Origin of the sequence: Ralstonia condita, from assembly GCF_958405655.1 — a bacterium.
GTDB lineage: Bacteria > Pseudomonadota > Gammaproteobacteria > Burkholderiales > Burkholderiaceae > Ralstonia > Ralstonia condita.
Genome location: NZ_CATYWO010000005.1, coordinates 154,159 through 179,189 on the forward strand (window position 1 = coordinate 154,159; position 25,031 = coordinate 179,189).

20 protein-coding genes are annotated in these 25,031 nt (G+C 64.7%); all 20 read left to right on the forward strand.

Translation table 11 applies throughout. The annotated features are described in order from the left end of the window. Positions 1-67 precede the first annotated feature (67 nt). The 20 genes from R2N03_RS16505 (at position 68) to R2N03_RS16600 (ending at position 24,974) form a co-directional block, all read left to right on the forward strand. Positions 68-4,093 (forward strand): FAD/FMN-binding oxidoreductase, encoded by a 4,026-nt coding sequence (locus R2N03_RS16505; RefSeq protein ID WP_316658822.1) that lies wholly within the window; start codon positions 68-70, stop codon positions 4,091-4,093. Continuing rightward, positions 4,090-4,533, forward strand: coding sequence for an HIT family protein (locus R2N03_RS16510; RefSeq protein WP_316658823.1), 444 nt, complete (start codon positions 4,090-4,092; stop codon positions 4,531-4,533). The genes R2N03_RS16505 and R2N03_RS16510 overlap by 4 nt, the downstream gene beginning before the upstream one ends. 106 nt (positions 4,534-4,639) lie before the next feature. Further along, positions 4,640-6,484: an ABC transporter ATP-binding protein/permease gene (locus R2N03_RS16515; RefSeq protein WP_316658824.1), complete on the forward strand. Its 1,845-nt coding sequence runs from the start codon at positions 4,640-4,642 to the stop codon at positions 6,482-6,484. 34 nt (positions 6,485-6,518) lie between these two features. Then, a complete protein-coding gene (locus R2N03_RS16520; protein WP_316658826.1) occupies positions 6,519-6,935 on the forward strand; it encodes a gamma-butyrobetaine hydroxylase family protein in 417 nt (138 codons plus the stop codon). A 49-nt stretch (positions 6,936-6,984) separates the two neighbouring features. After that, positions 6,985-7,716 (forward strand): bifunctional demethylmenaquinone methyltransferase/2-methoxy-6-polyprenyl-1,4-benzoquinol methylase UbiE, encoded by a 732-nt coding sequence (ubiE, locus tag R2N03_RS16525; protein WP_316658827.1) that lies wholly within the window; start codon positions 6,985-6,987, stop codon positions 7,714-7,716. A 122-nt stretch (positions 7,717-7,838) separates the two neighbouring features. Further along, a complete protein-coding gene (locus tag R2N03_RS16530; RefSeq protein WP_316658829.1) occupies positions 7,839-8,861 on the forward strand; it encodes a Tim44 domain-containing protein in 1,023 nt (340 codons plus the stop codon). Between the two features lie 133 nt (positions 8,862-8,994). After that, positions 8,995-9,648: a ubiquinone biosynthesis accessory factor UbiJ gene (locus R2N03_RS16535; RefSeq protein ID WP_316658830.1), complete on the forward strand. Its 654-nt coding sequence runs from the start codon at positions 8,995-8,997 to the stop codon at positions 9,646-9,648. Beyond that, on the forward strand, positions 9,645-11,222 hold the full coding sequence (gene ubiB / locus R2N03_RS16540) for a ubiquinone biosynthesis regulatory protein kinase UbiB (protein WP_316658831.1): 1,578 nt from the start codon (positions 9,645-9,647) through the stop codon (positions 11,220-11,222). Before R2N03_RS16535 ends, ubiB begins: the two co-directional genes overlap by 4 nt. 20 nt (positions 11,223-11,242) lie before the next feature. Further along, positions 11,243-11,872 (forward strand): methyltransferase domain-containing protein, encoded by a 630-nt coding sequence (locus R2N03_RS16545; protein ID WP_316658832.1) that lies wholly within the window; start codon positions 11,243-11,245, stop codon positions 11,870-11,872. A gap of 230 nt (positions 11,873-12,102) precedes the next feature. Next, a complete protein-coding gene (locus tag R2N03_RS16550; protein ID WP_316658833.1) occupies positions 12,103-13,542 on the forward strand; it encodes a high affinity choline transporter 1 in 1,440 nt (479 codons plus the stop codon). Between the two features lie 234 nt (positions 13,543-13,776). Continuing rightward, positions 13,777-14,112 carry an FmdB family zinc ribbon protein gene (locus R2N03_RS16555; RefSeq protein ID WP_316658834.1) on the forward strand — a complete coding sequence of 112 codons (336 nt, stop codon included), beginning with the start codon at positions 13,777-13,779 and terminating at the stop codon, positions 14,110-14,112. A gap of 31 nt (positions 14,113-14,143) precedes the next feature. Beyond that, the gene (locus tag R2N03_RS16560) at positions 14,144-14,881 is read left to right on the forward strand and encodes a DUF502 domain-containing protein (RefSeq protein WP_316658837.1); all 738 of its coding nucleotides are present in this window, start codon (positions 14,144-14,146) and stop codon (positions 14,879-14,881) included. A gap of 90 nt (positions 14,882-14,971) precedes the next feature. Beyond that, positions 14,972-16,798 (forward strand): aspartate--tRNA ligase, encoded by a 1,827-nt coding sequence (aspS, locus tag R2N03_RS16565; protein ID WP_316658839.1) that lies wholly within the window; start codon positions 14,972-14,974, stop codon positions 16,796-16,798. 149 nt (positions 16,799-16,947) lie between these two features. Further along, positions 16,948-17,811, forward strand: a complete 864-nt coding sequence (locus R2N03_RS16570) for a hypothetical protein (protein ID WP_316658840.1) — start codon at positions 16,948-16,950, stop codon at positions 17,809-17,811. A 117-nt stretch (positions 17,812-17,928) separates the two neighbouring features. Continuing rightward, positions 17,929-18,417, forward strand: a complete 489-nt coding sequence (gene nudB / locus R2N03_RS16575) for a dihydroneopterin triphosphate diphosphatase (protein WP_316658842.1) — start codon at positions 17,929-17,931, stop codon at positions 18,415-18,417. Between the two features lies 1 nt (position 18,418). After that, positions 18,419-19,165 carry an endonuclease/exonuclease/phosphatase family protein gene (locus R2N03_RS16580; protein ID WP_316658844.1) on the forward strand — a complete coding sequence of 249 codons (747 nt, stop codon included), beginning with the start codon at positions 18,419-18,421 and terminating at the stop codon, positions 19,163-19,165. Then, positions 19,162-20,430 carry a cardiolipin synthase ClsB gene (gene clsB / locus R2N03_RS16585; RefSeq protein ID WP_316658846.1) on the forward strand — a complete coding sequence of 423 codons (1,269 nt, stop codon included), beginning with the start codon at positions 19,162-19,164 and terminating at the stop codon, positions 20,428-20,430. The genes R2N03_RS16580 and clsB overlap by 4 nt, the downstream gene beginning before the upstream one ends. A gap of 42 nt (positions 20,431-20,472) precedes the next feature. Then, positions 20,473-22,137 carry an acyl CoA:acetate/3-ketoacid CoA transferase gene (locus R2N03_RS16590; protein WP_316658847.1) on the forward strand — a complete coding sequence of 555 codons (1,665 nt, stop codon included), beginning with the start codon at positions 20,473-20,475 and terminating at the stop codon, positions 22,135-22,137. 406 nt (positions 22,138-22,543) lie between these two features. Then, positions 22,544-23,134 (forward strand): TetR/AcrR family transcriptional regulator, encoded by a 591-nt coding sequence (locus tag R2N03_RS16595; RefSeq protein WP_316658978.1) that lies wholly within the window; start codon positions 22,544-22,546, stop codon positions 23,132-23,134. A gap of 52 nt (positions 23,135-23,186) precedes the next feature. Next, complete coding sequence (locus R2N03_RS16600) at positions 23,187-24,974, forward strand: acyl-CoA dehydrogenase C-terminal domain-containing protein (RefSeq protein WP_316658850.1); 1,788 nt, start codon at positions 23,187-23,189, stop codon at positions 24,972-24,974. Positions 24,975-25,031 lie beyond the last annotated feature (57 nt).

Here is a 25,031-nt window from a genome sequence, read left to right on the forward strand (position 1 = left end):
GTACAATCGCGCTTTAAAGACCGCGCGGCCAGGACCGTCTTTGCCGCGCCCCTCCCCGCGGCTCGCCATGAATGCCCCACTTCTGATCGACGCCAAACTCGCGGCGCAGGACGCTGCGCCCCGGCTGCGCGAGATTCCCTACAACTACACCTCGTTCTCGGATCGGGAAATCGTCATCCGTCTGCTGGGCGAGTCTGCGTGGCAGATCCTCGACGGGCTGCGCGCCGAGCGCCGCACCGGCCGGTCGGCCCGCATGCTGTACGAAGTGTTGGGCGACGTCTGGGTGGTGCGCCGCAACCCCTATCTGCAGGACGACCTGCTCGACAACCCGAAGCGCCGGCAGATGCTGATCGACGCACTCAATCACCGCTTGGCGGAGATCGAGAAGCGCCGCGTGGCCGACCACGACTCGCATCACGACCCCGAAGGCGACGAGCGCGCCAGCAAGGTCGAGCAGCTGGTCGTGCATGCCCGCCGCGCCGTGAAGGCGTTCCAGGAAGAATTCGCCCAGGTGTATGACCTGCGTCGCCGTGCGCAGAAGGTGCTCGGCCGCGTCACCGCCAAGGACAACATCAAGTTCGATGGCCTGTCGCGCGTTTCGCACGTGACGGATGCCACCGACTGGCGAGTCGAATACCCGTTCGTGGTGCTGACGCCCGATACCGAAGAAGAGATCGCCGGCATCGTCAAGGGCTGCTTCGAGCTGGGTCTGACCATCATCCCGCGCGGGGGCGGCACCGGCTACACCGGCGGCGCCGTGCCGCTGACGCCGTTCTCGGCCGTCATCAATACCGAAAAGCTCGAGCGCCTGGATGCGGTCGAGATGACCGACCTGCCGGGCGTCGACCATCCGGTCGCGACCATCTATTCGGGCGCCGGCGTGGTCACGCGCCGCGTGGCGGAAGCCGCCGAGAAGGCCGGCCTCGTCTTCGCCGTGGACCCGACGTCGATCGACGCCTCGTGCATCGGCGGCAACGTCGCCATGAACGCGGGCGGCAAGAAGGCCGTGCTGTGGGGCACCGCACTGGACAACCTCGCCTGGTGGCGCATGGTTGATCCGGACGGCAACTGGCTGGAGGTCACGCGCCTGAACCACAACCTCGGCAAGATCCATGACGCGCCTGTCGTCACGTTCGAGCTGAAGTGGTTTGACGGCAATGCGCCGATGGGCAGCAAGCTGCTGCGCACCGAGACGCTGACCATCGAAGGCCGCAAGTTCCGCAAGGAAGGCCTCGGCAAGGACGTCACCGACAAGTTCCTGGCCGGCCTGCCCGGCGTGCAGAAGGAAGGCTGCGACGGCATCATCACGAGCGCGCGCTGGATTCTGCACCGCATGCCCAAGTCGATCCGTACCGTGTGCCTGGAGTTCTTCGGCCAGGCGCGGGATGCGATCCCTAGCATCGTCGAGATCAAGGACTACCTCGACGCCGAGACCAAGAAGCCCGGCGGCGCGATCCTCGCCGGTCTGGAGCACCTGGACGAGCGCTACCTGCGCGCGGTCGGCTACGCCACCAAGAGCAAGCGCAACGCGTTTCCGAAGATGGTGCTGATCGGTGACATCGTCGGCGATGACGATGACGCCGTGGCGCGCGCCACCTCAGAGGTGATCCGCCTGGCCAACGGCAAGAGCGGCGAGGGCTTCGTCGCTGTCAGCCCCGAGGCGCGCAAGAAATTCTGGCTCGACCGCTCGCGCACGGCGGCCATCGCGCGCCACACCAACGCCTTCAAGATCAACGAGGACGTGGTGATTCCGCTCAACCGCATGGGCGAGTACACCGATGGCATCGAGCGCATCAACATCGAGCTGTCGATCAAGAACAAGCTCAAGCTGGCCGACGCGCTGCTGGAGTTCTTTGCCGGCAGCAACCTGCCGCTGGGCCGCACCGACGACGCCAACGAAATTCCGAGCGCCGAACTGCTGGAAGACCGCGTGCAACAGGCGCAGCAACTCCTGCGTGCCACGCGCGCGCGTTGGCAATACCTGCTCGATCATCTCGATACGCCGGTCAACACCGCCCGCGCAAGCCTGATCGGGCTTGGGCTGGGCTATCTCGCACAGACGATCGACGAGCGTCTGCTGATCCAGCCCGACGCCAACCTGTTCCACCTGCTGCAGGACCGCACGATCCGCGTGTCGTGGAAGGCGGAGATTCGCGCCGAGCTGCGCAAGATCTTCAACGGCGGCGAGTTCAAGCCGATCCTCGACGAGGCGCAGGCAATCCACAAGAAGGTGCTGCGCGGCCGCGTTTTCGTGGCGCTGCACATGCACGCCGGCGACGGCAACGTGCACACCAACCTGCCGGTCAACTCCGACGACTACGACATGCTGCAGGATGCCCACAAGGCGGTGGCCCGCATCATGACGCTGGCGCGTTCGCTGGACGGCGTGATCTCGGGCGAGCACGGCATCGGCATCACCAAGCTGGAATTCCTCACCGACGAAGAGATCGCCGACTTCGCTGCCTACAAGCGCCGCGTCGATCCGAACGGCCGCTTCAACAAGGGCAAGCTGCTGCGCGACATCAATGATCCGCAAGGGCTCGCTGCCGATCTGCGCAATGCCTATACGCCGTCGTTCGGCCTGATGGGGCACGAGTCGATCATCATGCAGCAGAGCGACATCGGCGCGATCTCGGAGTCGATCAAGGACTGCCTGCGCTGCGGCAAGTGCAAGCCGGTGTGCGCCACGCACGTGCCGCGCGCCAACCTGCTGTACAGCCCGCGCAACAAGATCCTGGCCACCTCGCTGCTGATCGAGGCCTTCCTGTACGAAGAGCAGACACGCCGCGGCGTATCGGTCAAGCACTGGGAAGAGTTTGCCGATGTGGGCGACCACTGCACGGTCTGCCACAAGTGCGTGACGCCGTGCCCGGTCAAGATCGACTTCGGCGATGTGTCGATGAACATGCGCAACCTGCTGCGCAAGATGGGGCAGAAGAAGTTCAACCCCGGCACCGCTGCGTCGATGTTCTTCCTGAACGCGACCAACCCCGAGACCATCAACCTCACGCGCAAGGTGATGATCGACTGGGGCTACAAGGCGCAGCGCCTGGGCAACGACGTGCTGAAGAAGTTCGCCAAGAAGCAGACCGCGCATCCGCCCGCCACGGTGGGCAAGCCGCCGGTGCGCGAGCAGGTGATCCATTTCATCAACAAGAAGATGCCGGGCAATCTGCCCAAGAAGACGGCGCGCGCGCTGCTGGACATCGAGGACAACGAGATCGTCCCGATCATCCGCAATCCGCAGACGACCACGCCCGACAGCGAGGCGGTCTTCTACTTCCCGGGCTGCGGCTCGGAGCGTCTGTTCTCGCAGGTCGGACTGGCCACGCAGGCGATGCTGTGGCACGCCGGCGTGCAGACCGTCCTGCCGCCGGGCTACCTGTGCTGCGGTTATCCCCAGCGCGGCAATGGCCAGTACGACAAGGCCGAGAAGATCGTCACCGACAATCGCGTGCTGTTCCACCGCGTGGCCAACACGCTCAACTACCTCGACATCAAGACGGTGGTGGTGAGCTGCGGCACGTGCTACGACCAGCTCGCCGGCTACGAATTCGACAAGATCTTCCCCGGCTGCCGCATCATCGACATCCACGAATTCCTGCTCGAGAAGGGCGTGAAGATCGACGGTGTGCAAGGCACGCGGTACATGTACCACGACCCCTGCCACACGCCGATCAAGAGCATGGACCCGACCAAGCTGGTCAACCAGCTCATGGGCGGCAACATGGGGGCGGATGGTCAGATGAGCGCCATCGAGAAGAATGACCGCTGCTGCGGTGAGTCCGGCACGCTGGCGGTCTCGCGCCCAGACATCTCGACGCAGGTTCGCTTCCGCAAGGAAGAGGAAATGCGCAAGGGCGCCGACAAGCTGCGAGTGGATGGCCCGAGCGGGCAGGCCTTCCAGGGCGATGTGAAGATCCTCACCAGCTGCCCGTCGTGCCTGCAGGGGTTGTCGCGCTACAGCGAGGACGCTTCGGTGCAGGCCGACTACATCGTGATCGAAATGGCCCGTCATGTGCTCGGCGATACCTGGCTGGAAGACTATGTCGCCCACGCCAACGCCGGCGGCATCGAGCGGGTGCTGGTGTGACGACCGGTGAACGCGCGCCTGGCTGCGCACTGTGCGAGACCGATGGCGGCGAGCCTGTCTGGCGCAATGCGCGGGCGCGCGTGGTGCTGGTCGAGCACGGGCGGTTTCCGGGCTTCTGCCGCGTGATCTGGAACAACCATGTGGCCGAGCAGACGGATCTTTCGGATGCCGACCGTCACTGGCTGATGGAGGTCGTCACGCGCGTGGAGCGCGTGCTGCGTGCCGAGCTGGCGCCCGACAAGATCAACCTCGCCAGCTTCGGTAACTTCGTGCCGCATCTGCACTGGCACGTCATTCCGCGCTATCGGTGGGACACGCATTTCCCGGAAGCGGTATGGGGCCCGGCCCAGCGAGAGGCGGATGCCGGGCGCATGGCGGAAGTCAGCGCCAGGTTGCCCGCGTTGTCTTACGCGCTGCAATCGGCGCTGGCCGACGTCTGAACGCTCGCTGCGGTCATGCGGCGCGGCGGCCTGCGCGGAACCTCAGGGGCGCCCGGGCCGTCAGATTGTCTCCTGTCCGCCTTTCTGTCGTGCTACAGCCCTCGCCATGACGACACCGCGCACTGCCGCTACACCTGATTCCCACAAGGATTCGATTGCCGAGCTGAACGTTCATCACGGCCGGCTGAATCTGTCCGAGACGTGGCGGCTCATCAAGCCCTACTGGGTTTCCGAAGACCGCTACAAGGGCCTTGGCTTGCTCGCGCTGGTGATCGCACTCAGCCTGTTCGTGGTCTACATGAACGTGCTCTTCACCGACTGGAACCGGCTCTTCTACAACGCGCTGGAACAGAAGGACAAGACCGCGTTCTGGCACCAGCTCGGACGTTTTTCGTGGATTGCCGCGCTCATCATCGTGGCCTCGGTGCTGCGCCAGTACTACAGCATGATGCTGCGCATCCGCTGGCGGACATGGATCACGGGCAGCTTTCTCGATGATTGGCTGGGCAAGCAGGCGTTCTACCGCTTGGAGCAAACGCACACCGCCGATAACCCCGACCAGCGGATTGCCGACGACCTGCGCAACTTCACCGATGCGACGCTCACCCTGGGGCTCGGCTTCCTGAATTCAGCGGTGACGCTGGTGTCGTTCTTCGGAATTCTCTGGGCGGTGTCCGGGCCGCTGGCATTTGCGCTGGGTGGGCGGGATGTTGTGATCCCGGGCTACATGGTGTGGTTCGCGCTGCTGTATTCGGTGCTCGGGTCGGTCATCATCCACTTTGTCGGGCGGCCTCTGATCGGGTTGTCGTTCCAGCAGGAACGCTATGAGGCTTATTTCCGGTTCCTGCTCATGCGCGTGCGTGAGAACAGTGAAAGCATCGCGCTGTACCGCGGCGAAGCGACCGAGAAAGCCATCCTGCGCGGCCGCTTCGAGCGTATCCGCGCCAACTGGAACCAGTTGATGGACTACACCCGGCGGCTGAGCTTTGCCTCGTCGGGCTATGGGCAATTCGCGATCATCTTTCCGTTCCTGGTGTCCGCGCCGCGCTATTTTGGCGGCACGCTCACGCTGGGCGGCATGATGCAGGTGGCGACGGCATTCGGGCAGGTGCAGGGCGCGATGTCCTGGTTTGTCGACAACTACAGCACGCTCGTGAGCTGGAAGGCGTCCACCAACCGTCTGATCGAGTTCCAGCGCGCCATCCGGGCTGCCGAGCGTGAAGACGAGCGCCGTGCCGGCGTACGCGACGTCGAGGTCGCAATGGCTGACGTGCCCGCCATCGAGGCGCGCGGCTTGGCGCTGAACCTGCCCAATCGCAAGCCCGAGGATCTGCTGGTTGAGCCATTCGATATGACGCTCGCGCCTGGCGAGCGCGTGCTGGTCAACGGGCCTTCCGGATGCGGCAAGAGCACGCTGGTGCGGGCCGTGGCCGGCATCTGGCCGTACGGTACCGGCCGTATCGAAATTCCCGAGGAAGCCCGCGTGCTCTTCCTGCCGCAGCGCAGCTACCTGCCGTCCGGCACGCTGGCCGACGCGCTGTCGTACCCCGATCTGGCGACCCAGTACACGGCCGAGCGCCTGAGGCAGGTGCTGGTCGCGTGCCATCTGCCGGCGCTGGTCGAACTGCTGGACGAAGTGAGCAACTGGAGCCTGCGCCTGTCACCGGGCGAGCAACAACGGCTGGCCTTTGCGCGCGCCTTGCTGCAGTGCCCCGACTACCTGTTTCTCGACGAGGCTACCAGCGCACTCGACGAAGACACCGAGGCTTTCATGTACAGCCTGATGCTCGAATCCCTGCCCGATGTAACCATCGTCAGCGTGGCGCACCGCAGCACCGTGGCACGGTTCCACCATCGCCGCCTGCGCTACATCCCCGAGGGTGACCCGTTGACTGCGGTAAGCTATCGGGTGGTGGAAGACCCGGCGCACATCGCGCTCGCGGCTTCCTGAAGCACCGTTTTCACGCAATCATCGAGACGTTTCCATGGCCGGACTTTCCGCCGATACCCCGCACCCGACCGGCTTGACCGTGCACACGCAATCGCGCGTGCTGGAGATCGCCTTTGCCGATGGCAAGCAGTTTCGCCTGCCGTTTGAATACCTGCGCGTGCTGTCGCCATCGGCGGAAGTGCAGGGGCACGGGCCGGGGCAGGAAGTGCTGCAGACGGGCAAGCGCGATGTGGGCATCGTCGGCGTCGAGCCGGTGGGCAATTACGCCATCCGCCCGCTGTTTTCCGATGGGCATGACTCCGGTATCTACGATTGGGCGTACCTGTACCGCCTCGGCGTGGAGCACGACGTCCTGTGGCAGGCCTATCTCGACCGGCTGGCCGCAGCTGGCCTTGACCGTGACGCCCCGATGGCGGCAAATGCGGGCCACGCCTGCGGCCACAGCCACTGATTCCAATTCACACGTGGCGCGTGTGCGCCGCGTCCGTATCCTTTCTGTCATGAGCCAAACCCACTTCGGATTCCAGCAGGTCGATGAGCGCGAGAAAGCCGGCAAGGTTGCCGGTGTGTTCCATTCCGTTGCCAGCAAGTACGACGTCATGAACGACCTGATGTCGGGCGGCCTGCACCGGATCTGGAAGATGTTCACCATCGCCCAGGCGGCGGTGCGTCCTGGCTACAAGGTGCTGGATATCGCAGGCGGTACGGGTGATCTGGCCAAGGCATTCGCCCGCCAGGCCGGCCCGACCGGCGAGGTGTGGCTGACCGACATCAATGAATCCATGCTGCGCGTCGGCCGCGATCGCCTGCTCGATGCTGGCGTACTCACGCCGACCTGCCTGTGCGACGCCGAGCACATTCCCTTTCCGAACGCTTACTTCGACGTGGTGACAGTGGCCTTCGGGTTGCGCAACATGACGCACAAGGATCGTGCACTCGCCGAGATGCGTCGTGTCGTGAAGCCGGGTGGCAAGGTCATGGTGCTGGAATTCTCCAAGGTGTGGCAGCCGTTGGAGAAGGCTTACGACGTCTACTCGTTCAAGGTGCTGCCGTGGCTGGGCAGCAAGGTGGCGGGCGACGCCGAGAGCTATCGCTATCTCGCGGAGTCCATCCGCATGCATCCCGATCAGGAAACGCTCAAGCGGATGATGGAACAGGCCGGGTTGGACTCGGTCGAATACTTCAACCTGACGGCGGGGGTGGTGGCACTGCACGTGGGTCGCCGGCTCTGATCGGCGATCCGCCGGATGGGCGATGCAGCGCCATGCGACGATATGCCACGATCCCCGACATTGAATTTCGGCATTGACGTCTTCATCTGAAGGCGTCACTGCCTATTGGAGAGAAGACAGCGATGAGTTTGCACTGGGGTGGAAAATTGATGGTGGGCGCGCTGGTCGCGACGCTCGCACTGGGCGCGGCACTGGATGCCAACGCCAAGCGCATGGGCAGCAGCCGCAGCATCGGCAAGCAATCGTCCACCGTTACGCAGCGTCAGCAAACGGCGCCCGCAACCACGCCGTCCCCCACGCAGCAGGCGGCACCCGCCGCGCAGCCTTCGCCGAGTGCACCGGCGCCGCTGCCGGCTCAACAGCCGCGCCGCAACTGGGGTGGCATGCTGGGCGGTCTCGCCGCAGGTCTGGGTCTTGGCTATCTGCTTTCAAAGTTCGGTCTCGGCGCGGGCTTGGCCTCGCTCCTGTCAAACCTCATCCTGATCGCACTGGTGGCGTTTGTGGTGATGTGGATCATCCGCAAGGTGCGCGGCAGCCGGCCGCAGGGTCCGGCCTATGCAACGGGCGTCCCGTCGCTGGGCGGTGAGCGCGAGCCGTATGTGCCGCAACCTGTCTCCCCTGCGCCGCAAGCGGCGGCACCGGCCGCATCGGCACTGAACACGGGCAACACGTCCGGGCTGGGCGCTGGCGCGCCTACCGCGGCCCAATCGTGGAATCTCGGCGGCCCGGCTGCACCGGCTGCCGCGGTCACCCCGCAACAACCGTGGGGCGTGCCCGCAGACTTCGATACGCAGGCTTTCCTGCGCAACGCCAAGGTCTATTTCATCCGCCTGCAGGCCGCGTGGGATGCCGGCAACCTGAACGACATCCGTGAGTTCACCACGCCGGAAATGTTCGCCGAGATCAAAATGGACCTCGCTGATCGTGGCGCCGCGCCCAACAAGACCGATGTGGTGTCGGTCGACGCGGAAATGCTCGGCATCGAGACGCATCCCACCGAGTATCTGGCGAGCGTGCGCTTCTCGGGCATGATCCGCGAAGAAGCCAACGCACCGGCGCAGCCGTTTGCCGAAGTGTGGAATCTGTCCAAGCCGACCCAGGGCAGCGGCGGTTGGGTACTCGCCGGGATCCAGCAACTGCAGTGATGCGGTAACGGCGGAAGCAGCACCCTGCGGCCGTTTCGACATTCCCCGTAAAATAGGGCCCGACCATCAGGTTCGGGCCCTTTTTTGTTGCCTCCGGCTGGCCTGTAGCCCGCTTCTCGCGTTTCTTCTTCGCATGCCTTCGACAGCCAACTCGTCTCCGTTCCCACCTGTGCTGATGCAGCCGCTGCTGCTCGCGCTCAACCATCTGCTGCGTCAGGAGCCCTGGGCGAAGGAGACCCTGCTTCCGTTCGCGGGCCGCGCCGCGCGCTTCGATCTTGCGCCGTTGTCGGTGACGCTGCAGGTAGGCCCGGAGGGCCTTGTCGCAGCGCACGATCCTGGCACCGAGCCAGCCGTGACGGTGGTCGTGCCGCTCGCGGCTGCCGCACGGGACTACGCCACCGGCGGGCAGGCCGCCGTACTCAAGCATGTGCGGATTGAGGGTGAGGCGGAGTTCGCCAACGTCTTGTCGACATTGCTGCGCAATCTGCGCTGGGACGCTGCAGAGGATCTGTCGCGCGTATTCGGTGACGTCGTCGCGCAGCGGATGGTGAACGGCGCGCAGGCCGCCCGTACCGAGGTCACGCGGGTCGGCCGTTCGCTGGCGGAATCCGTGGCTTCCTATCTGACCGACGAACAGCCTGCGCTGGTGCGTCATGCGAGGCTCGCGCAGTTCGCCGCCGACGTTGCCGCGCTGCGCGATGCCGAGGCCCGTCTCACCAAGCGCCTCGAGCGCCTGGAGAAGCGCGTGAGCCCTGCCACCTCGACTGCACGGGCGGGCTCCGTATGACGCGCTTGTTACGCCTTGGCAAGATCCTTTTCGTCATCCTGTACTACGGGCTGGACCAGCTCGCGCTGTCAGGCTTCAAGAGCCGCCGCATCCGCGCGCTCGTGTGGGTGCTCACATTGGGCCGCAAGCCGACGCGCCCGCGTGGCGAGCGGCTGCGGCTCGCGCTTGAAAACCTTGGGCCGATCTTCGTGAAGTTCGGGCAGGTGCTGTCGACGCGGCGCGACCTGCTGCCGCCCGATGTCGCCGATGAGCTGGCCAAGCTGCAGGACCGAGTGCCGCCGTTCGACCCGAAAATTGCCGCTGCCATCGTCGAGAAATCGCTGGGCAAGCCGCTGTCGGCGTTGTTCCATCGTTTTGACCATCATCCGGTGGCCAGCGCGTCGATTGCGCAGGTGCACTTCGCCACGCTGCGCGGCGGGCCGTACGACGGCCGCGAGGTGGCGGTGAAAGTGCTGCGCCCCGGCATGCTGCCCATCATCGACAGCGACCTCGCGCTGATGCGCGATCTGGCGACGTGGATGGAGAAGCTCTGGGCCGATGCCAAGCGCCTGAAGCCTCGCGAGGTGGTCGCCGAGTTCGACAAGTACCTGCACGACGAGCTCGACCTGATGCGCGAAGCCGCAAACGCCAGCCAGTTGCGGCGCAATTTCGCCAACTCGGATCTGCTGCTGGTGCCCGAGGTGTTCTGGGACTGGTGTACATCCGACGTGTTCGTCATGGAACGCATGCACGGCTTGCGCATCTCGCACACCGAAGAGCTGCGCGCGGCCGGCGTCGACATGCACAAGCTGGCACGCGACGGCGTGGAGATTTTCTTCACGCAGGTGTTCCGTGATGGTTTTTTCCATGCCGACATGCACCCGGGCAACATCCTCGTGAGCGTTGCGCCCGAGACCCTTGGGCGTTACATCGCGCTGGATTTCGGTATCGTCGGGGCGTTGTCGGAGTTCGACAAGAACTACCTCGCTCAGAACTTCCTGGCGTTCTTCCAGCGCGATTACCACCGCGTGGCGGTGTTGCACATCGAATCCGGCTGGGCGCCGGAGGAGACGCGCGTGGAGGAGCTCGAAGGCGCCATCCGTGCCTGCTGCGAACCGTATTTCGATCGCCCGCTGGGCGAGATCTCGCTGGGGCTGGTGCTGATGCGCCTGTTCCAGACTTCGCGCCGCTTCAACGTGGAGGTGCAGCCGCAACTCGTGCTGCTGCAAAAGACGTTGCTCAACGTTGAAGGCTTGGGTCGCCAGCTCGATCCGGATCTGGATCTCTGGAAGACCGCCAAGCCCTTCCTCGAACGGTGGATGCACGAGCAGATCGGCTGGCGCGGCTTTGTCGAGCGCCTGAAGGTGGAGGCGCCGCAGTGGGCCAACAAATTGCCCGATTTCCCGCGTCTGGTGTATCAGATACTGGACCGCGACGCCCGCGATGGTGGCAAGGCGCAGACTGCCGCCTTGACCGCGCTGCTCGCCGAACAGCGGCGGACGAACCGGCTGCTGTCCGCAACGCTGTTGTTCGTAGGCGGATTTGCTGCCGGCATCGTCGCCACGCATGTTCTGGCGTGGGTGGTCCGTTACTGATCCCTTGAATGTTGCGCACCATGGCACAGCCCCCCGTCTTCCAGTCCCGTGACGCCGCCGATCCCGCCTTTTGGGACGAGCGCTTCAGCCATGACCACACACCCTGGGATGCGCACGGCGTACCCGTCGCGTTCCAGCGGTTCTTCGAAGCCCAGCCGGCACCGTTGTCCACGCTGATTCCCGGTTGCGGCAACGCTTACGAGGCGGGTTGGCTCGCCGAGCGTGCCTGGCCCGTCACCGCCATCGATTTCGCGCCGAGCGCTGTCGCGTCAGCCAAAGCCATGCTCGGGCCGTATGCCGACGTGGTGGAGCTGGCGGATTTCTTTCACTTTGTGCCGCGTCGCCCGGTGCAGTGGATTTACGAACGCGCATTCCTGTGTGCCATGCCGCGCCGCCTCTGGCCAGACTACGCCGCGCGGGTGGCGCGGCTGTTGGCGCCTGGCGGCTTGCTTGCCGGTTTCTTCGCCGTGGTGGAGGGCAGGGAGGCATCACCCAAGGGGCCCCCTTTCGAAGTCACGCAGGCTGAGTTGGATGCGCTGCTCTCGCCGGCGTTTGAACGGCTCAGCGACACGCCGATCGCCGAGACCGATTCGATTCCGGTCTTTGCCGGGCGGGAGCGCTGGCAGGTCTGGCGCCGGCGCGACGGCTGATCGCGAGCGGCGGCGACAGCGGTGGTGTTGGTGCGAAGCAACATCCCCCCGCAGCCCCCAAAAAGCCTGCCGACGCCGGTTGCGGGCCGCCGTCGGGAAAACCGGCAGGCTGACGGCGATTCGAGGCCGTACCAATGCCCAGGGGCGGAGTCCCATGGCTATAATCGCGCCATTTCGCCCGGCGTCCGGCGTGGCCGCCATGGGGTTTCTCAGCTTCTTTCCGCGCTGCCATGCTGATCTGGTTCGTCATAATTTACTGGGTGATTTCGGTTGGGATCGGCCTTTGGGCCGCGCTGCGCGTGCGCGATACCGCTGATTTTGCGGTGGCCGGCCGCGGCCTGCCGTTCTACGTCGTGACCGCGACGGTGTTTGCCACCTGGTTCGGCTCTGAAACAGTGCTGGGCATTCCCGCCGTGTTCCTCAAGGAAGGCTTGCATGGTGTGGTGGCCGATCCCTTCGGTTCTTCCCTGTGCCTGATCCTGGTAGGTCTGTTCTTCGCCCGGCCGCTGTACCGGATGAACCTGCTCACCATTGGTGACTTCTATCGCAACCGCTTCGGCCGCCTGGCCGAAGTGCTGACCACGCTGTGCATCGTCGTGTCGTACCTTGGCTGGGTGGCGGCACAGATCAAGGCGCTGGGCCTGGTGTTCTATACCGTGTCAGACGGTGGGCTGTCCCAGGAGACCGGCATGATGATCGGCGCGGCCAGCGTGCTCGTGTACACGCTGTTCGGCGGCATGTGGTCGGTTGCCGTCACCGACTTCATTCAGATGATCATCATCGTGATCGGCATGATGTACATCGGCTGGGAAGTCTCGGGGCAGGCCGGTGGCGTGAGCACGGTGGTCGCGCATGCCGCGGCCTCGGGCAAGTTCTCGTTCTGGCCGGCCTTCAACCCGATCGAGGTGATCGGGTTCGTCACTGCGTGGATCACCATGATGCTGGGCTCGATCCCGCAGCAGGACGTATTCCAGCGTGTCACGTCCTCGCGCACCGAGCGCATTGCCGGCACGGCCTCTGTGCTGGGAGGCGTGCTCTACTTCCTGTTCGCGTTCATCCCGATGTTCCTGGCGTACTCGGCCACGCTGATTGATCCGGCAATGGTCCAGAAGTACATCAACACCGATTCGCAGCTCATCCTGCCCAAGCTGGTGCTCGAACATGCGCCGATCGTTGCGCAGGTCATGTTCTTCGGTGCGCTGCTGTCGGCCATCAAGAGCTGCGCGAGTGCGACGCTGCTGGCGCCGTCCGTGACCTTTGCGGAAAACGTGCTGCGCCCGCTGCTGCCCCGCATGGACGATAAGCGGTTCCTTCGCGTCATGCAGGCGGTGGTCCTGGTTTTCACCGTGCTGGTGACGCTGTTTGCCCTGAACTCGCACTTGTCGATCTTCCACATGGTGGAGAACGCCTACAAGGTGACGCTGGTCGCTGCCTTTGTGCCGCTGGCGTTCGGGCTGTTCTGGAAACGCGCGACCAAGCAGGGCGGTCTGCTGGCCATCATCCTGGGGTTGGCAGCCTGGATCTGGTGCGAGGCGTTCCTGCCAGAGGCGGCGTTGCCGCCACAATTGGTGGGCTTGCTGGCCAGTCTGGGCGCGATGATCTTCGGCTCGCTTGGGCCGCAATGGATCGAAAACCGCGCGCCGACCACCAAGGCCGCTACGCAGGCCTGAACGTGCGTGCTTGGCGTGCCACTTTGTGGCGCGCCACTATCGCGCACTTTGATCGACGCCCGGGAATTCCCTCAAAAGGGTTTATAATTCAAGGCTTTGCGCGCCAGCTCTTGTATTGCGCGCGGTTGCCCCGATCTGACGCGAGCCGGCGCGCATTACGTGCGCGGACATCGCAGCGTGCGCGGGCACTTCCATCGCTTTCTCGAAACTCGTTTGTTCTAGGGTGAGGACACCATGCCGATCTATGCTTATCGATGCGACGCCTGCGGCCACGCCAAGGATGTGCTGCAGAAGATGAGCGACGCGCCGCTCACGGATTGCCCCGCCTGCGGTGCGCCGGCGTTCAAGAAGCAACTGACCGCTGCCGGCTTCCAGCTCAAGGGCTCTGGCTGGTACGTGACGGATTTCCGCGGCGGCTCGGGTGGCACCTCGGCGGCTGGTACGGCAGCCAAGACGGATGCGGCCGCGCCTGCTGCAGCGCCTGCTGCTTCGTCCGACAGCGCGTCGTCCGGCGCCAGCGCGGCTCCGGCAGCATCGGGCGGGTGCGGCACGTCGTGCGCGTGCCATTGACCGCATTGCCCACTCCTCGGTCCACCGCTCCATGAAACAGAAAACCAGCGCACTCAAGACATGGTTCCTGACCGGTCTTCTGGTGCTTGTCCCGCTTGCGATCACGCTGTGGGTGCTGTCGCTCATCATCGGCACGATGGACCAGAGCCTCGCGCTGCTGCCGTCGGCCTGGCAGCCGGATCAGCTGTTTGGCCGGCGCATTCCCGGCGTGGGCGCGATCCTCACGCTGGCGTTCATCCTGATCGTGGGGGTGCTGGCGCACAACTTCATCGGCCAGAAGCTGGTGCTGTGGTGGGAAGCGCTCGTGGGCCGCATTCCCGTGGTCGGCCCGATCTATTCAAGTGTGAAGCAGGTGTCGGACACGCTGCTGTCGTCCAACGGCAATGCGTTCCGCAAGGCGCTGCTGGTGCAATACCCGCGCGAGGGATCGTGGACGATCGCCTTCCTGACCGGCCGCCCCGGCGGCGATGTGGAAAACCATCTGCAGGGCGAGTACGTCAGTGTGTACGTGCCGACCACGCCCAACCCGACCTCGGGTTTCTTCCTCATGATGCCCAAGGCCGACACCGTCGAGCTGGACATGACGGTGGATGCGGCGCTCAAGTACATCGTATCGATGGGCGTGGTGGCGCCTGAAACGCTCCCGCGCCGCATGGACCCGCCTGACGCAACGTCGAAGATGGAGGACCGGTCGCCGGCAGCATCGCCGCGCGACCCTTCGAATCCGAACGCGCTGCCTGATTCCGGCGGCGCCGTATCAGCCCCTTGAGCCGGTAGCGCGAACCGATCCCTTCCGGCTTCCTACTCAACTTTCTCGCGCGACGCCCTGTTGGCGGCGCGCTTCGCGGAAAACCACAACATGCAAATGCGTACTCAATATTGCGGCCAGGTCACCGAACAACTGCTTGGCCAGAGCGTCACGCTGTCGGGCTGGGCGCATCGCCGACGTGACCACGGCGGCGTGATCTTCATCGACCTGCGCGACCGTGAAGGCCTGGTGCAGATCGTGTGCGACCCGGATCGCCCGGAGATGTTCAAGGTGGCCGAAGGCGTGCGCAACGAGTTCTGCCTGCAGGTGAAGGGCATTGTGCGCGCTCGCCCGGAAGGCACCACCAACGCCAACCTGGCCAGCGGCAAGGTCGAAGTGCTCTGCCACGAGCTGACGGTGCTCAACGCCTCCGTCACGCCGCCGTTCCAGCTGGACGACGACAACCTGTCCGAAACCACGCGCCTGACGCACCGCGTGCTGGACCTGCGTCGCCCTCAAATGCAATACAACCTGCGCCTGCGCTACAAGGTCGCGATGGAAGTGCGCAAGTACCTGGACGACAAGGGCTTCATCGACATCGAAACGCCGATGCTGACCAAGAGCACGCCGGAAGGCGCGCGCGACTACCTGGTGCCGTCGCGCGTGAACGCCGGTCAGTTCTTCGCGCTGCCGCAATCGCCGCAGCTCTTCAAGCAGATGCTGATGGTGTCGGGCTTCGACCGCTATTACCAGATCACCAAGTGCTTCCGCGACGAAGACCTGCGCGCTGACCGCCAGCCCGAATTCACCCAGATCGACTGCGAAACCTCGTTCCTGACCGAGCAGGAAATCCGCGACCTGTTTGAAGAGATGATCCGCACGGTGTTCAAGAACACCATGTCGGTCGAGCTGGACGCCAAGTTCCCGGTGATGGAGTTCCGCGAGGCGATGGCCCGCTTCGGTTCGGACAAGCCGGACCTGCGCGTCAAGCTGGAATTCACCGAACTGACCGACGCCATGAAGGACGTCGACTTCAAGGTGTTCTCGGGCCCGGCCAACGCCGAAGGCGGCCGTGTCGTGGCACTGCGCGTACCGGGCGGCGCCTCCCTGTCGCGTGGCGATATCGATGCGTACACCAAGTTCGTCGAAATCTACGGCGCCAAGGGCCTGGCCTGGATCAAGGTCAACGAAGTGGCCAAGGGCCGCGACGGCTTGCAATCGCCGATCGTGAAGAACCTGCACGACGCGGCCATCGCCGAGATCCTCAAGCGCAGCGGCGCACAGGATGGCGACATCCTGTTCTTCGGTGCCGACCGCGCGAAGGTCGTCAACGACGCCATGGGCGCGCTGCGCCTGAAGATCGGCCACTCCGACTTCGCCAAGAGCAACGGCCTGTTCGAAGATGTCTGGAAGCCGCTGTGGGTGGTGGACTTCCCGATGTTCGAGTACGACGAGGAAGATGCCCGCTGGGTGGCCATGCATCACCCGTTCACGAGCCCGAAGGACGAACACCTGGAATACCTGGAAACCGACCCGGGCAAGTGCCTGGCCAAGGCCTACGACATGGTGCTCAACGGCTGGGAAATTGGCGGTGGCTCTGTGCGGATCTTCCAGGAAGAGGTGCAGAGCAAGGTGTTCCGCGCCCTGAAGATCGGCGAGGAAGAGGCGCGCGCGAAGTTCGGCTTCCTGCTGGACGCGCTGCAGTACGGCGCGCCCCCGCATGGCGGCATCGCCTTCGGCCTGGACCGCATCGTCACGATGATGGCGGGTGCCGATTCGATCCGCGACGTGATCGCCTTCCCGAAGACGCAGCGTGCGCAGGATCTGCTCACGCAAGCGCCGAGCCCGGTGGACGAGAAACAATTGCGCGAATTGCATATTCGTCTGCGCGCCGCCGAAGCGAAGGTAGCTGCCCCGACGGCCGCAACGACGGCCTGATCCGCTCGCATCACGCTGCATGACAAACCGCGCCAGCCCGCAAGGGCGGCGCGGTTTGCTTTTGGGCGGCGCGATAGTGCTCAGGCACGTAGCTTGCTGCACGATTTCCTTTGTTGCAGTCGCGTCGGGTGACAAGACGGAGGAATGCCTTGACTGATTTCATTGATTTCATGCGCACGTGGGCGGTCGCGCATGCCGAACTTCTGCTGGCTTGGCTGACTGCTGCGCTGGTCGTCACGAGCGTGGCATGGATCGAGATTCGCCGCGCCACACGCCGCGCGGCCATCGCGATGACCGAAGCGGTGGCGACGACCGTGGCGGCGTGCGTGCCCGAGATCGCGGCGGCGGCGCAGAGTGCACATCCTGGCCTGCGCGCCTCAGGGTCGGGCTCCAGCCTGGCGGAGGCGATGTGCGCCCTGACCGAGTTGTCGACCGAGCGGATGCAGTGGCTCCAGGCGGTTGCCAATCTGCGCTTGGCAGAGGCGGTGCTGCCAACGGTTGTGCCGGTCGCACCCGTCCACCCGCTCATCTATGACACGCCGCGCCCACTCGCCGAAGCGCACCTGGCGGCCGAGCGCCGCTTTACCGACCATGCGCGCGCCTTGCTTGCGGAGCGCCGGTCCCTGCAGGCGCTGGAGACCGCCGAGCGCGAGGGCACTCGCGAACTGCTCCGTATCGAACGCGAAACATCCGCCATCGTTGAGCGCTTCGAGCAAGCCAATGCGCAATCGGAGCAGACCGAGGTGCAACGCTTCCTCATCCAGAAGTTCCACGCCCTCGGCAATCGCGAGCGCGAGTTGACAGCACAGCTCGCTGCGCTACGCCAGCAAATCGGAGAGCGTGCCGAAGCCCTGTGGGCGCAATCCCATGGTGCGGCGGAGAACTATGCTTCGATGCTGGTTCCCCTGCTGGCGGTGGCACGCCACGCGCTTGGCCACGAGACCACCGTCGACGAGACGATGCATTGGCTCGCCCACACCCGCACGGGCGAGCGCCCGTTTCCGCCAGCTTGATTGCCGTGGCATGGCGGTGCGCAGCAGCCAGCGCGGGGCTTCGCTGTGGCATGCTTCTGGCTGCGGTAAGCTATTGCCTTACGGTGCACTCGCGCCGCCCGTCGCAATACGCCCGCCATGTCGCACAAGATTCCCGTCTCCGTCCTCGTCGTGATCCACACGCCCGATCTGCACGTGCTGGTGATGGAGCGGGCGGACCATCCGGGCTTCTGGCAATCCGTGACCGGCAGCTGCGACGCGCTCGATGAGCCCCTGGCCGAAACCGCCCGCCGGGAGGTCTTCGAGGAGACCGGCATCGACGCCGGCGGGCATCGCCTCATCGATTGGGGCCACCATATCGAGTATGAAATCTATCCGCACTGGCGGCATCGCTACGCGCCGGGCGTGACCCGCAACACCGAGCACTGGTTCGGTCTACTGGTCAGCGGCAAGGTGCCGGTGCGGTTATCCCCGCGCGAGCACCTGCAGGCCGAATGGCTGCCCTACGAAGACGCCGCCGCGCGCTGTTTCTCGCGCAGCAATGCCGAGGCGATCCTCCAGTTGCCTGAGCGTCTGGCGGCCTGCACCGCGCGCGAGGCTGCCTCGTTCGGCAAGGGGCGGGCCTGACATGCTGCGCTTGCGCGTCGCCACCTACAACATCCACAAGGGCGTGACGGGGATTGCGCGGCGGGTGCGCGTGCATGATGTGCGGCAGGGCTTGCAGACCATGGACGCCGATATCGTGTTTCTGCAAGAAGTGCAGGACCGCAACGATCGCCTGGTGGCCGCCGAGCTGTTCGATCCCAACTACACGCAACTGCGCTATCTCGCGACCGACGTGTACCCGCACACCGTCTATGGGCGCAATGCCGTCTATGAACACGGACATCACGGCAACGCGATCCTGTCGCGCTATCCGATCCTGCTGTCGGAGAACCTCGATATTTCCGACCATCGCTTCGAGCAGCGCGGCCTGCTGCACGCCGTCACGGATCTCGGCTTTGGCGAGGTACACCTGCTCTGCGCGCATTTCGGTTTGTTTGCGCGCAGCCGGCAGCGGCAAGCCGAAGCGCTGATCGAGCGCGTGCGATCCGTGGTGCCGAAGGATGCACCGCTTGTGGTGGCAGGGGATTTCAACGACTGGAACAACCGGCTTGATCGCGTCATCTGCCAGGCGCTGGGCGCCACCGAAGTGGCAGACAAGGCCGCCGAAGCACGCCCCGTGCGAACCTTTCCGAGTCACCTGCCATGGTTGCGGCTCGACAGGATCTACGTGCGGGGCTTCGATATCGAGCATGCGCACGCCCTGACCGGCCGCGAGTGGGCGCAACGCTCGGACCACGTGCCACTGCTGGCGGAACTGGCGCACCCATGAAGGTCGTGCGCGATGCCGGCCCGCTGCGCTCGGAGTGGCGGCGTGGCAAGCCCTTGCCGGGCAACGACGTCGATCTGCTGTGCGGTGGCGCTGCCTTCTTTCCAGCACTGATCGCTGCCATCGACGCCGCGCAGCGCCGGATTGCGCTCGAGACCTACATCTACACGGACGACGCCACGGCCCGCCGCGTGACTGAGGCGCTCGTGCGTGCCGCACGACGCGGGGTGGACGTGCGTCTCGCCATCGACGGCTTCGGGACGGGCGCGTTGCACGCCGACGTCGCCGCCATGCTCGACGCGGCCGGCGTGACCCTGCGCGTGTATCGTCCCGTCCGCGGCTTCCGCCTTCAGCGCCGTTACCTGCGACGGCTGCACCGCAAGATCGCGGTCATCGATGACGACGTGGCATTCGTCGGCGGCATCAACATCATCGACGACCGCAATCACGCACCATTCGAAGATGAAGCGTTGGGGCCCCGCTATGACTTCGCCGTGCGCGTGCGCGGCCCGCTGGTCGGGCAGATTGCCCTGACCGTCGATCGGCTTTGGTGGCAGATGGGCATGCGTGAAGGTGTGCGCGAAGTGGGCGTGGCGGGCGTTGCTGCCGAGTTTCCGCTGATGACCGACACGCCCAGGCCGCGCCATCGGGGCGCATCCGGACGCGACGGCGCGCGCGCGCGGGGCAGCGTGCTGGCTTCGCTGGTCTTGCGCGATAACGTGCGCAACCGGCGCGCCATCGAGCGCGAATACCTTCGAGCGCTGGGGACGGCGCGGCATGAGGTGATCATTGCGAACGCGTATTTCTTGCCTGGCGTGCGCTTCATGCGCGCGCTCAGCGCCTGCCGCGAGCGCGGCGTGCGCGTGCGCCTGCTGTTGCAGGGGCAGGTCGAATACCGGCTGCAGCACTATGCGACGCGTTCGCTATATCACCTGCTGCTGCGCGATGGTATCGAGGTGTACGAATACACCGCCAGCTTCCTGCACGCCAAGGTGGCGGTGGTGGACGACCGCTGGGCCACGGTCGGCTCCAGCAACATTGACCCGTTCAGCCTGCTGCTGGCACGTGAAGCCAACGTTGTCGCTTGGGATGCCGAGGTGGCCGGCCAGTTGCGCACAGCGCTGGAAGCGGCCATCGAACAACAGTCCCGCCCCGTTCTGGCAGACGCGCACGCCGCGCGCCGCTGGTGGTGGCGCCTGGCGGATTGGTGCGCTTACCAGGTGGTGCGCCTTGGCGTGGTGATCAGCGGGCGCGCGGCACACTATTAGCCCTACCAATCAACACAGAACACAACACAAACAGAGGGAGACATGCAAGTCATCACAGCAGATCAAGCCGCGCGGCTGGTGCAGCCGGGCTGGACGGTGGCTTGCGCCGGGTTTGTCGGCGCAGGCCATGCCGAGGCCGTCACGCACGCGCTGGAGCGACGCTTCCTCGCCACCGGCGAACCTCGTGATCTGACGTTGGTGTATTCCGCCGGCCAGGGCGACCGCGCCACGCGCGGGGTCAACCACTTCGGCAATCCCGGCATGACGCGCTGTGTGGTCGGTGGTCATTGGCGTTCTGCCACGCGATTGGCCGACATGGCGCTCGCCGAGCAATGTGATGCGTTCAACCTGCCGCAGGGTGTGCTCACGCACCTGTACCGTGCCATCGCTGGAGGCAAGCCGGGCGTCCTCACGAAGATCGGTCTGCACACCTTCGTCGATCCGCGCACCAACCTCGACCCGCGCTATCACGGCGCGGCCATCAACGCGCGCGCCAAGGCAGCGCGTGCTGCGGGCTCGGCATCGTGGGTGGAGTACGAACGCTTTCGGGGCGAAGACTATCTCTTCTATCCGAGTTTCCCGCTGCACTGCGTCTTCCTGCGCGGAACGGCGGCCGATCCGCGCGGCAACATCAGCACGCATGAAGAGGCCTTTCACCATGAGCTGCTGGCCATGGCACAGGCCGCCCACAACTCGGGCGGCATCGTCATCGCGCAGGTGCGGCGGCTGGTGGATCGGCATGACAACCTGCAAGCCATCCACGTGCCTGGCATCCTCGTCGACTACGTGGTCGTTGCCGAAGACGAAGCCGAACACCAGATGACCTTCGGCGAGGCGTTCAACCCGACGTACATCCGCCCGTGGCAAGGCGAGGCCGTCCAGTGGAAGGAAGACGCCATCGAAGCCAGCGATGCGCTGCAAGCGAACCTGTCCGGTGCGCTCGACGCCCGCACGCTGGTGCAACGGCGCGCAGTGCTGGAGCTGATGGCGCAGCAACCCCGTGTCGTAAACCTGGGCGTCGGCATGCCGGCCGCCGTGGGTGCACTGGCCGAGCAGGAGGGGGCACGGGGATTCACGCTCACGGTGGAAGCCGGCCCGATCGGCGGCACGCCGGCGGATGGCCTCAGCTTTGGCGCCTCGGCCTATCCCGAGGCGGTGATCGATCAGCCCGCGCAGTTCGACTTCTATGAAGGCGGCGGCATCGATCTCGCCATCCTCGGCCTGGCCGAACTGGATGGCGCAGGCAACGTCAACGTGAGCCTGTTTGGCGAGGGCGGGGACACTGTCGTCGCGGGAGTTGGTGGCTTCATCAACATCACACAGAGCGCGCGCGCGCTTGTCTTCATGGGCACGCTCACCGCGGGCGGCCTGCAAGTCGAAGCCGAGCACGGAACGCTGCGGATCGTGCGCGAGGGGCGGCTCAAGAAGATTGTCCCTGCCGTATCCCATCTCACGTTCAACGGCGAATACGCTGCGCGCTCGGGCATCCCCATCCGCTACGTGACCGAGCGCGCCGTCTTCGAAATGCGTGATGACGGCAAGGGCGGCAGACGCCTCACCCTGACCGAGATTGCACCCGGCATCGACCTGCAGCGCGACGTGCTGGACCAGTGTGATGCCGAGGTTGCCGTGGCATCGGACTTGCGCGAAATGGACGCCCGTATCTTCCGTCGCGGCCCCATGGGCACAAGTGCGACGTCTGCCTGATTCCGTCGGCGGTTTATTTACTGACGAGTAGCACTAGAAACGCCGCTTTCGATGGTGCGCTGCATCGATTTTCTGGATGCGGCGCACGCACCGTAAACCGTTTCTGCATAAGCCTTTGCGGGATTCTTGCTGCAACGCAGGACACGCAATTGCGGCTCACTCATTTAGATGCGGCTTTCTAATAAAACACTTGCCGCTATACAGGGCCCTGTAAATAATTGAACGACCGTTCGATTTTGGGCTAGAGTGTTCGCGCAGGCTGGTTTACAGTCCCGCGCGGCACGAAAAAAGCGCCCCCGCAAAGCCGCAATTTTGCCAGCGCGTCATACCCAGAAAAGAACGGAGAGGAATCATCATGCGTCACCCGAACGCTCGTCTCGAATCGAATCACGTAGCAGCTACGCCGATGCGCAAGGGCGAACTGACGCGTGCAGCGATTCTCGATGCCGCGCTGGACCTGGCCTCACGCGACGGACTGGAAGGATTGACGATCGGTGTGCTCGCGGAGCGCATGCAGATGAGCAAGAGCGGGGTGTTCGCGCACTTCGGCTCGCGTGAGGATCTGCAGGTGGAAGTGGTTCGCGAGTATCACAAGCGGTTCGAGCAGGAAGTCTTCTACCCGAGCTTGACGGAGCCGCGCGGGCTGCCGCGCCTGTGGAGCATGGTGCGACGCTGGATGGAACGTCGTATCCAGGAAGTGACCACGGGCTGCATCTACATCAGCGGCGCGGTGGAGTACGACGATCGCGCCGAAAGTCCGGTCCGCGACGAACTCGTCAAGAGTGTGACGATCTGGCGGGCGGCTCTGACCCGCGCGATCGTGCAGGCGAAGGAAGAGGGCCACCTGCGTGCGGAAGCGGACCCGCGGTTGATGCTGTTCGAGATGTATAGCCTGGAACTCGGGCTGCATCACGATGCACGTTTCCTGCGGCTTCCGGACAGTGCCGAGTTGGCCATGGTGGCACTCAACAAACTGATTCAGTCTTACCGAACCTGACGCGGCATCGCACACCTAGCGGGTCGCGCAGCAACACACCAAGGAGTCCCAGATGGGTCAATACACCGCACCGTTGCGCGACATGCAGTTTGTCCTTCACGAGCTTCTCGACGTCGAAAGCCATCTGAAGGAGATGCCGCAGCACGCGGAAATCGATGCCGACACCATCAACCAGGTGATCGAGGAAGCGGGCAAGTTCTGCTCGGAAGTCATCTTCCCGATCAACCAGTCCGGCGATCGCGAGGGCTGCACATACCACGGCGATGGCGTGGTGACGGCACCCAAGGGCTTCAAGGAAGCGTACCAACAGTATGTCGAGGGTGGCTGGCCCGCATTGGGTTGCGATCCGGAGTTTGGCGGCCAGGGCTTGCCTATCCTGATCAACAATGCGGTGTACGAGATGCTGAACTCGGCCAACCAGGCCTGGACGATGTATCCCGGCCTGTCGCACGGCGCGTATGAAGCCCTGCACGCCCACGGCACCGACGAGCTCAAGCAACGTTACCTGCCCAAGCTGGTGTCCGGCGTATGGACCGGCACGATGTGCCTGACCGAACCCCATTGCGGCACCGATCTGGGCATCCTGCGCACCAAGGCCGAGCCGCTGGCCGACGGTTCTTACGCGATCACTGGCACGAAGATCTTCATCTCGGCGGGCGAGCACGACCTGTCGGAAAACATCATTCACCTGGTGCTGGCACGTCTGCCGGACGCGCCGGGCGGCACCAAGGGCATCTCGCTGTTCGTGGTGCCCAAGTTCATTCCCGATGCGAACGGCAACCCGGGCGAACGCAATGGCGTGAAGTGCGGCTCCATCGAACACAAGATGGGCATCCACGGCAATGCCACCTGCGTGATCAACCTGGATGGCGCACGCGGCTGGATGGTCGGCGAGCCGAACAAGGGCCTGAACGCCATGTTCGTCATGATGAACGCCGCCCGACTCGGTGTTGGCATGCAGGGCCTGGGCCTGACCGAAGTGGCCTACCAGAATTCGGTGGCCTACGCGAAGGAACGCCTGCAGATGCGCAGCCTGTCGGGCCCGAAGGCACCGGACAAGCCGGCTGACCCCATCATCGTGCACCCGGACGTGCGCCGCATGCTGCTGACCCAGCGCGCCTTTGCCGAGGGCGGCCGCGCGTTCACGTACTGGATCGCCCTGCAGATCGACCGCGAGCTCTCGCACCCGGATGAAGCGGCGCGCAAGGAAGCTGCAGACCTCGTGGCGCTGCTTACGCCTGTCATCAAGGCATTCCTGACGGATAATGCGTTCACCTCCACCAACGAAGGCATGCAGGTGTTCGGCGGCCACGGCTACATCGCTGAATGGGGCATGGAGCAATACGTGCGCGATGCGCGCATCAACATGATCTACGAAGGCACGAACACCGTGCAGTCGCTGGACCTGCTGGGCCGCAAGATCCTCGGCGACATGGGCGCCAAGATGAAGAAGTTCGGCAAGATGGTGCAGGATTTCGTCGAGGCCGAAGGTACCAACGAAGCCATGCAGGAGTTCATCAACCCGCTGGCCGACATTGGTGACAAGGTCCAGAAGCTGACCATGGAAATCGGCATGAAGGCCATGGCGAACCCGGATGAAGTCGGTGCGGCAGCCGTGCCCTACCTGCGCGTGGTCGGCCATCTGGTGTTCTCGTATTTCTGGGCCCGCATGGCCAAGATCGCGCTGGAAAAGCAGGCTAGCGGCGATACCTTCTACAAGGCCAAGCTGGCGACGGCACGCTTCTACTTCGCCAAGCTGCTGCCCGAGACCGCGTACCAGATCCGCGCGGCACGTGCGGGCGGCGCGACGCTGATGGCACTCGAAGCCGATCTCTTCTAAGCAGTCATCCTCTTGGGGCGACGCGCACGCGCGTCGCCCTCTTGTCTCTCTCCTCAC

What these genes read in the sequence shown, in the direction of transcription:
- R2N03_RS16555 (WP_316658834.1), top strand. Translation starts at nt 13,777, where the DNA reads ATGCCGATCTATGCTTATCGATGCGACGCCTGCGGCCACGCCAAGGAT.
- R2N03_RS16515 (WP_316658824.1), top strand. Translation starts at nt 4,640, where the DNA reads ATGACGACACCGCGCACTGCCGCTACACCTGATTCCCACAAGGATTCG.
- ubiB (WP_316658831.1), top strand. Translation starts at nt 9,645, where the DNA reads ATGACGCGCTTGTTACGCCTTGGCAAGATCCTTTTCGTCATCCTGTAC.
- R2N03_RS16505 (WP_316658822.1), top strand. Translation starts at nt 68, where the DNA reads ATGAATGCCCCACTTCTGATCGACGCCAAACTCGCGGCGCAGGACGCT.
- R2N03_RS16560 (WP_316658837.1), top strand. Translation starts at nt 14,144, where the DNA reads ATGAAACAGAAAACCAGCGCACTCAAGACATGGTTCCTGACCGGTCTT.
- R2N03_RS16580 (WP_316658844.1), top strand. Translation starts at nt 18,419, where the DNA reads ATGCTGCGCTTGCGCGTCGCCACCTACAACATCCACAAGGGCGTGACG.
- aspS (WP_316658839.1), top strand. Translation starts at nt 14,972, where the DNA reads ATGCAAATGCGTACTCAATATTGCGGCCAGGTCACCGAACAACTGCTT.
- clsB (WP_316658846.1), top strand. Translation starts at nt 19,162, where the DNA reads ATGAAGGTCGTGCGCGATGCCGGCCCGCTGCGCTCGGAGTGGCGGCGT.
- R2N03_RS16595 (WP_316658978.1), top strand. Translation starts at nt 22,544, where the DNA reads ATGCGCAAGGGCGAACTGACGCGTGCAGCGATTCTCGATGCCGCGCTG.
- R2N03_RS16545 (WP_316658832.1), top strand. Translation starts at nt 11,243, where the DNA reads ATGGCACAGCCCCCCGTCTTCCAGTCCCGTGACGCCGCCGATCCCGCC.
- R2N03_RS16535 (WP_316658830.1), top strand. Translation starts at nt 8,995, where the DNA reads ATGCCTTCGACAGCCAACTCGTCTCCGTTCCCACCTGTGCTGATGCAG.
- R2N03_RS16600 (WP_316658850.1), top strand. Translation starts at nt 23,187, where the DNA reads ATGGGTCAATACACCGCACCGTTGCGCGACATGCAGTTTGTCCTTCAC.
- R2N03_RS16530 (WP_316658829.1), top strand. Translation starts at nt 7,839, where the DNA reads ATGAGTTTGCACTGGGGTGGAAAATTGATGGTGGGCGCGCTGGTCGCG.
- nudB (WP_316658842.1), top strand. Translation starts at nt 17,929, where the DNA reads ATGTCGCACAAGATTCCCGTCTCCGTCCTCGTCGTGATCCACACGCCC.
- R2N03_RS16550 (WP_316658833.1), top strand. Translation starts at nt 12,103, where the DNA reads ATGCTGATCTGGTTCGTCATAATTTACTGGGTGATTTCGGTTGGGATC.
- R2N03_RS16590 (WP_316658847.1), top strand. Translation starts at nt 20,473, where the DNA reads ATGCAAGTCATCACAGCAGATCAAGCCGCGCGGCTGGTGCAGCCGGGC.
- ubiE (WP_316658827.1), top strand. Translation starts at nt 6,985, where the DNA reads ATGAGCCAAACCCACTTCGGATTCCAGCAGGTCGATGAGCGCGAGAAA.
- R2N03_RS16520 (WP_316658826.1), top strand. Translation starts at nt 6,519, where the DNA reads ATGGCCGGACTTTCCGCCGATACCCCGCACCCGACCGGCTTGACCGTG.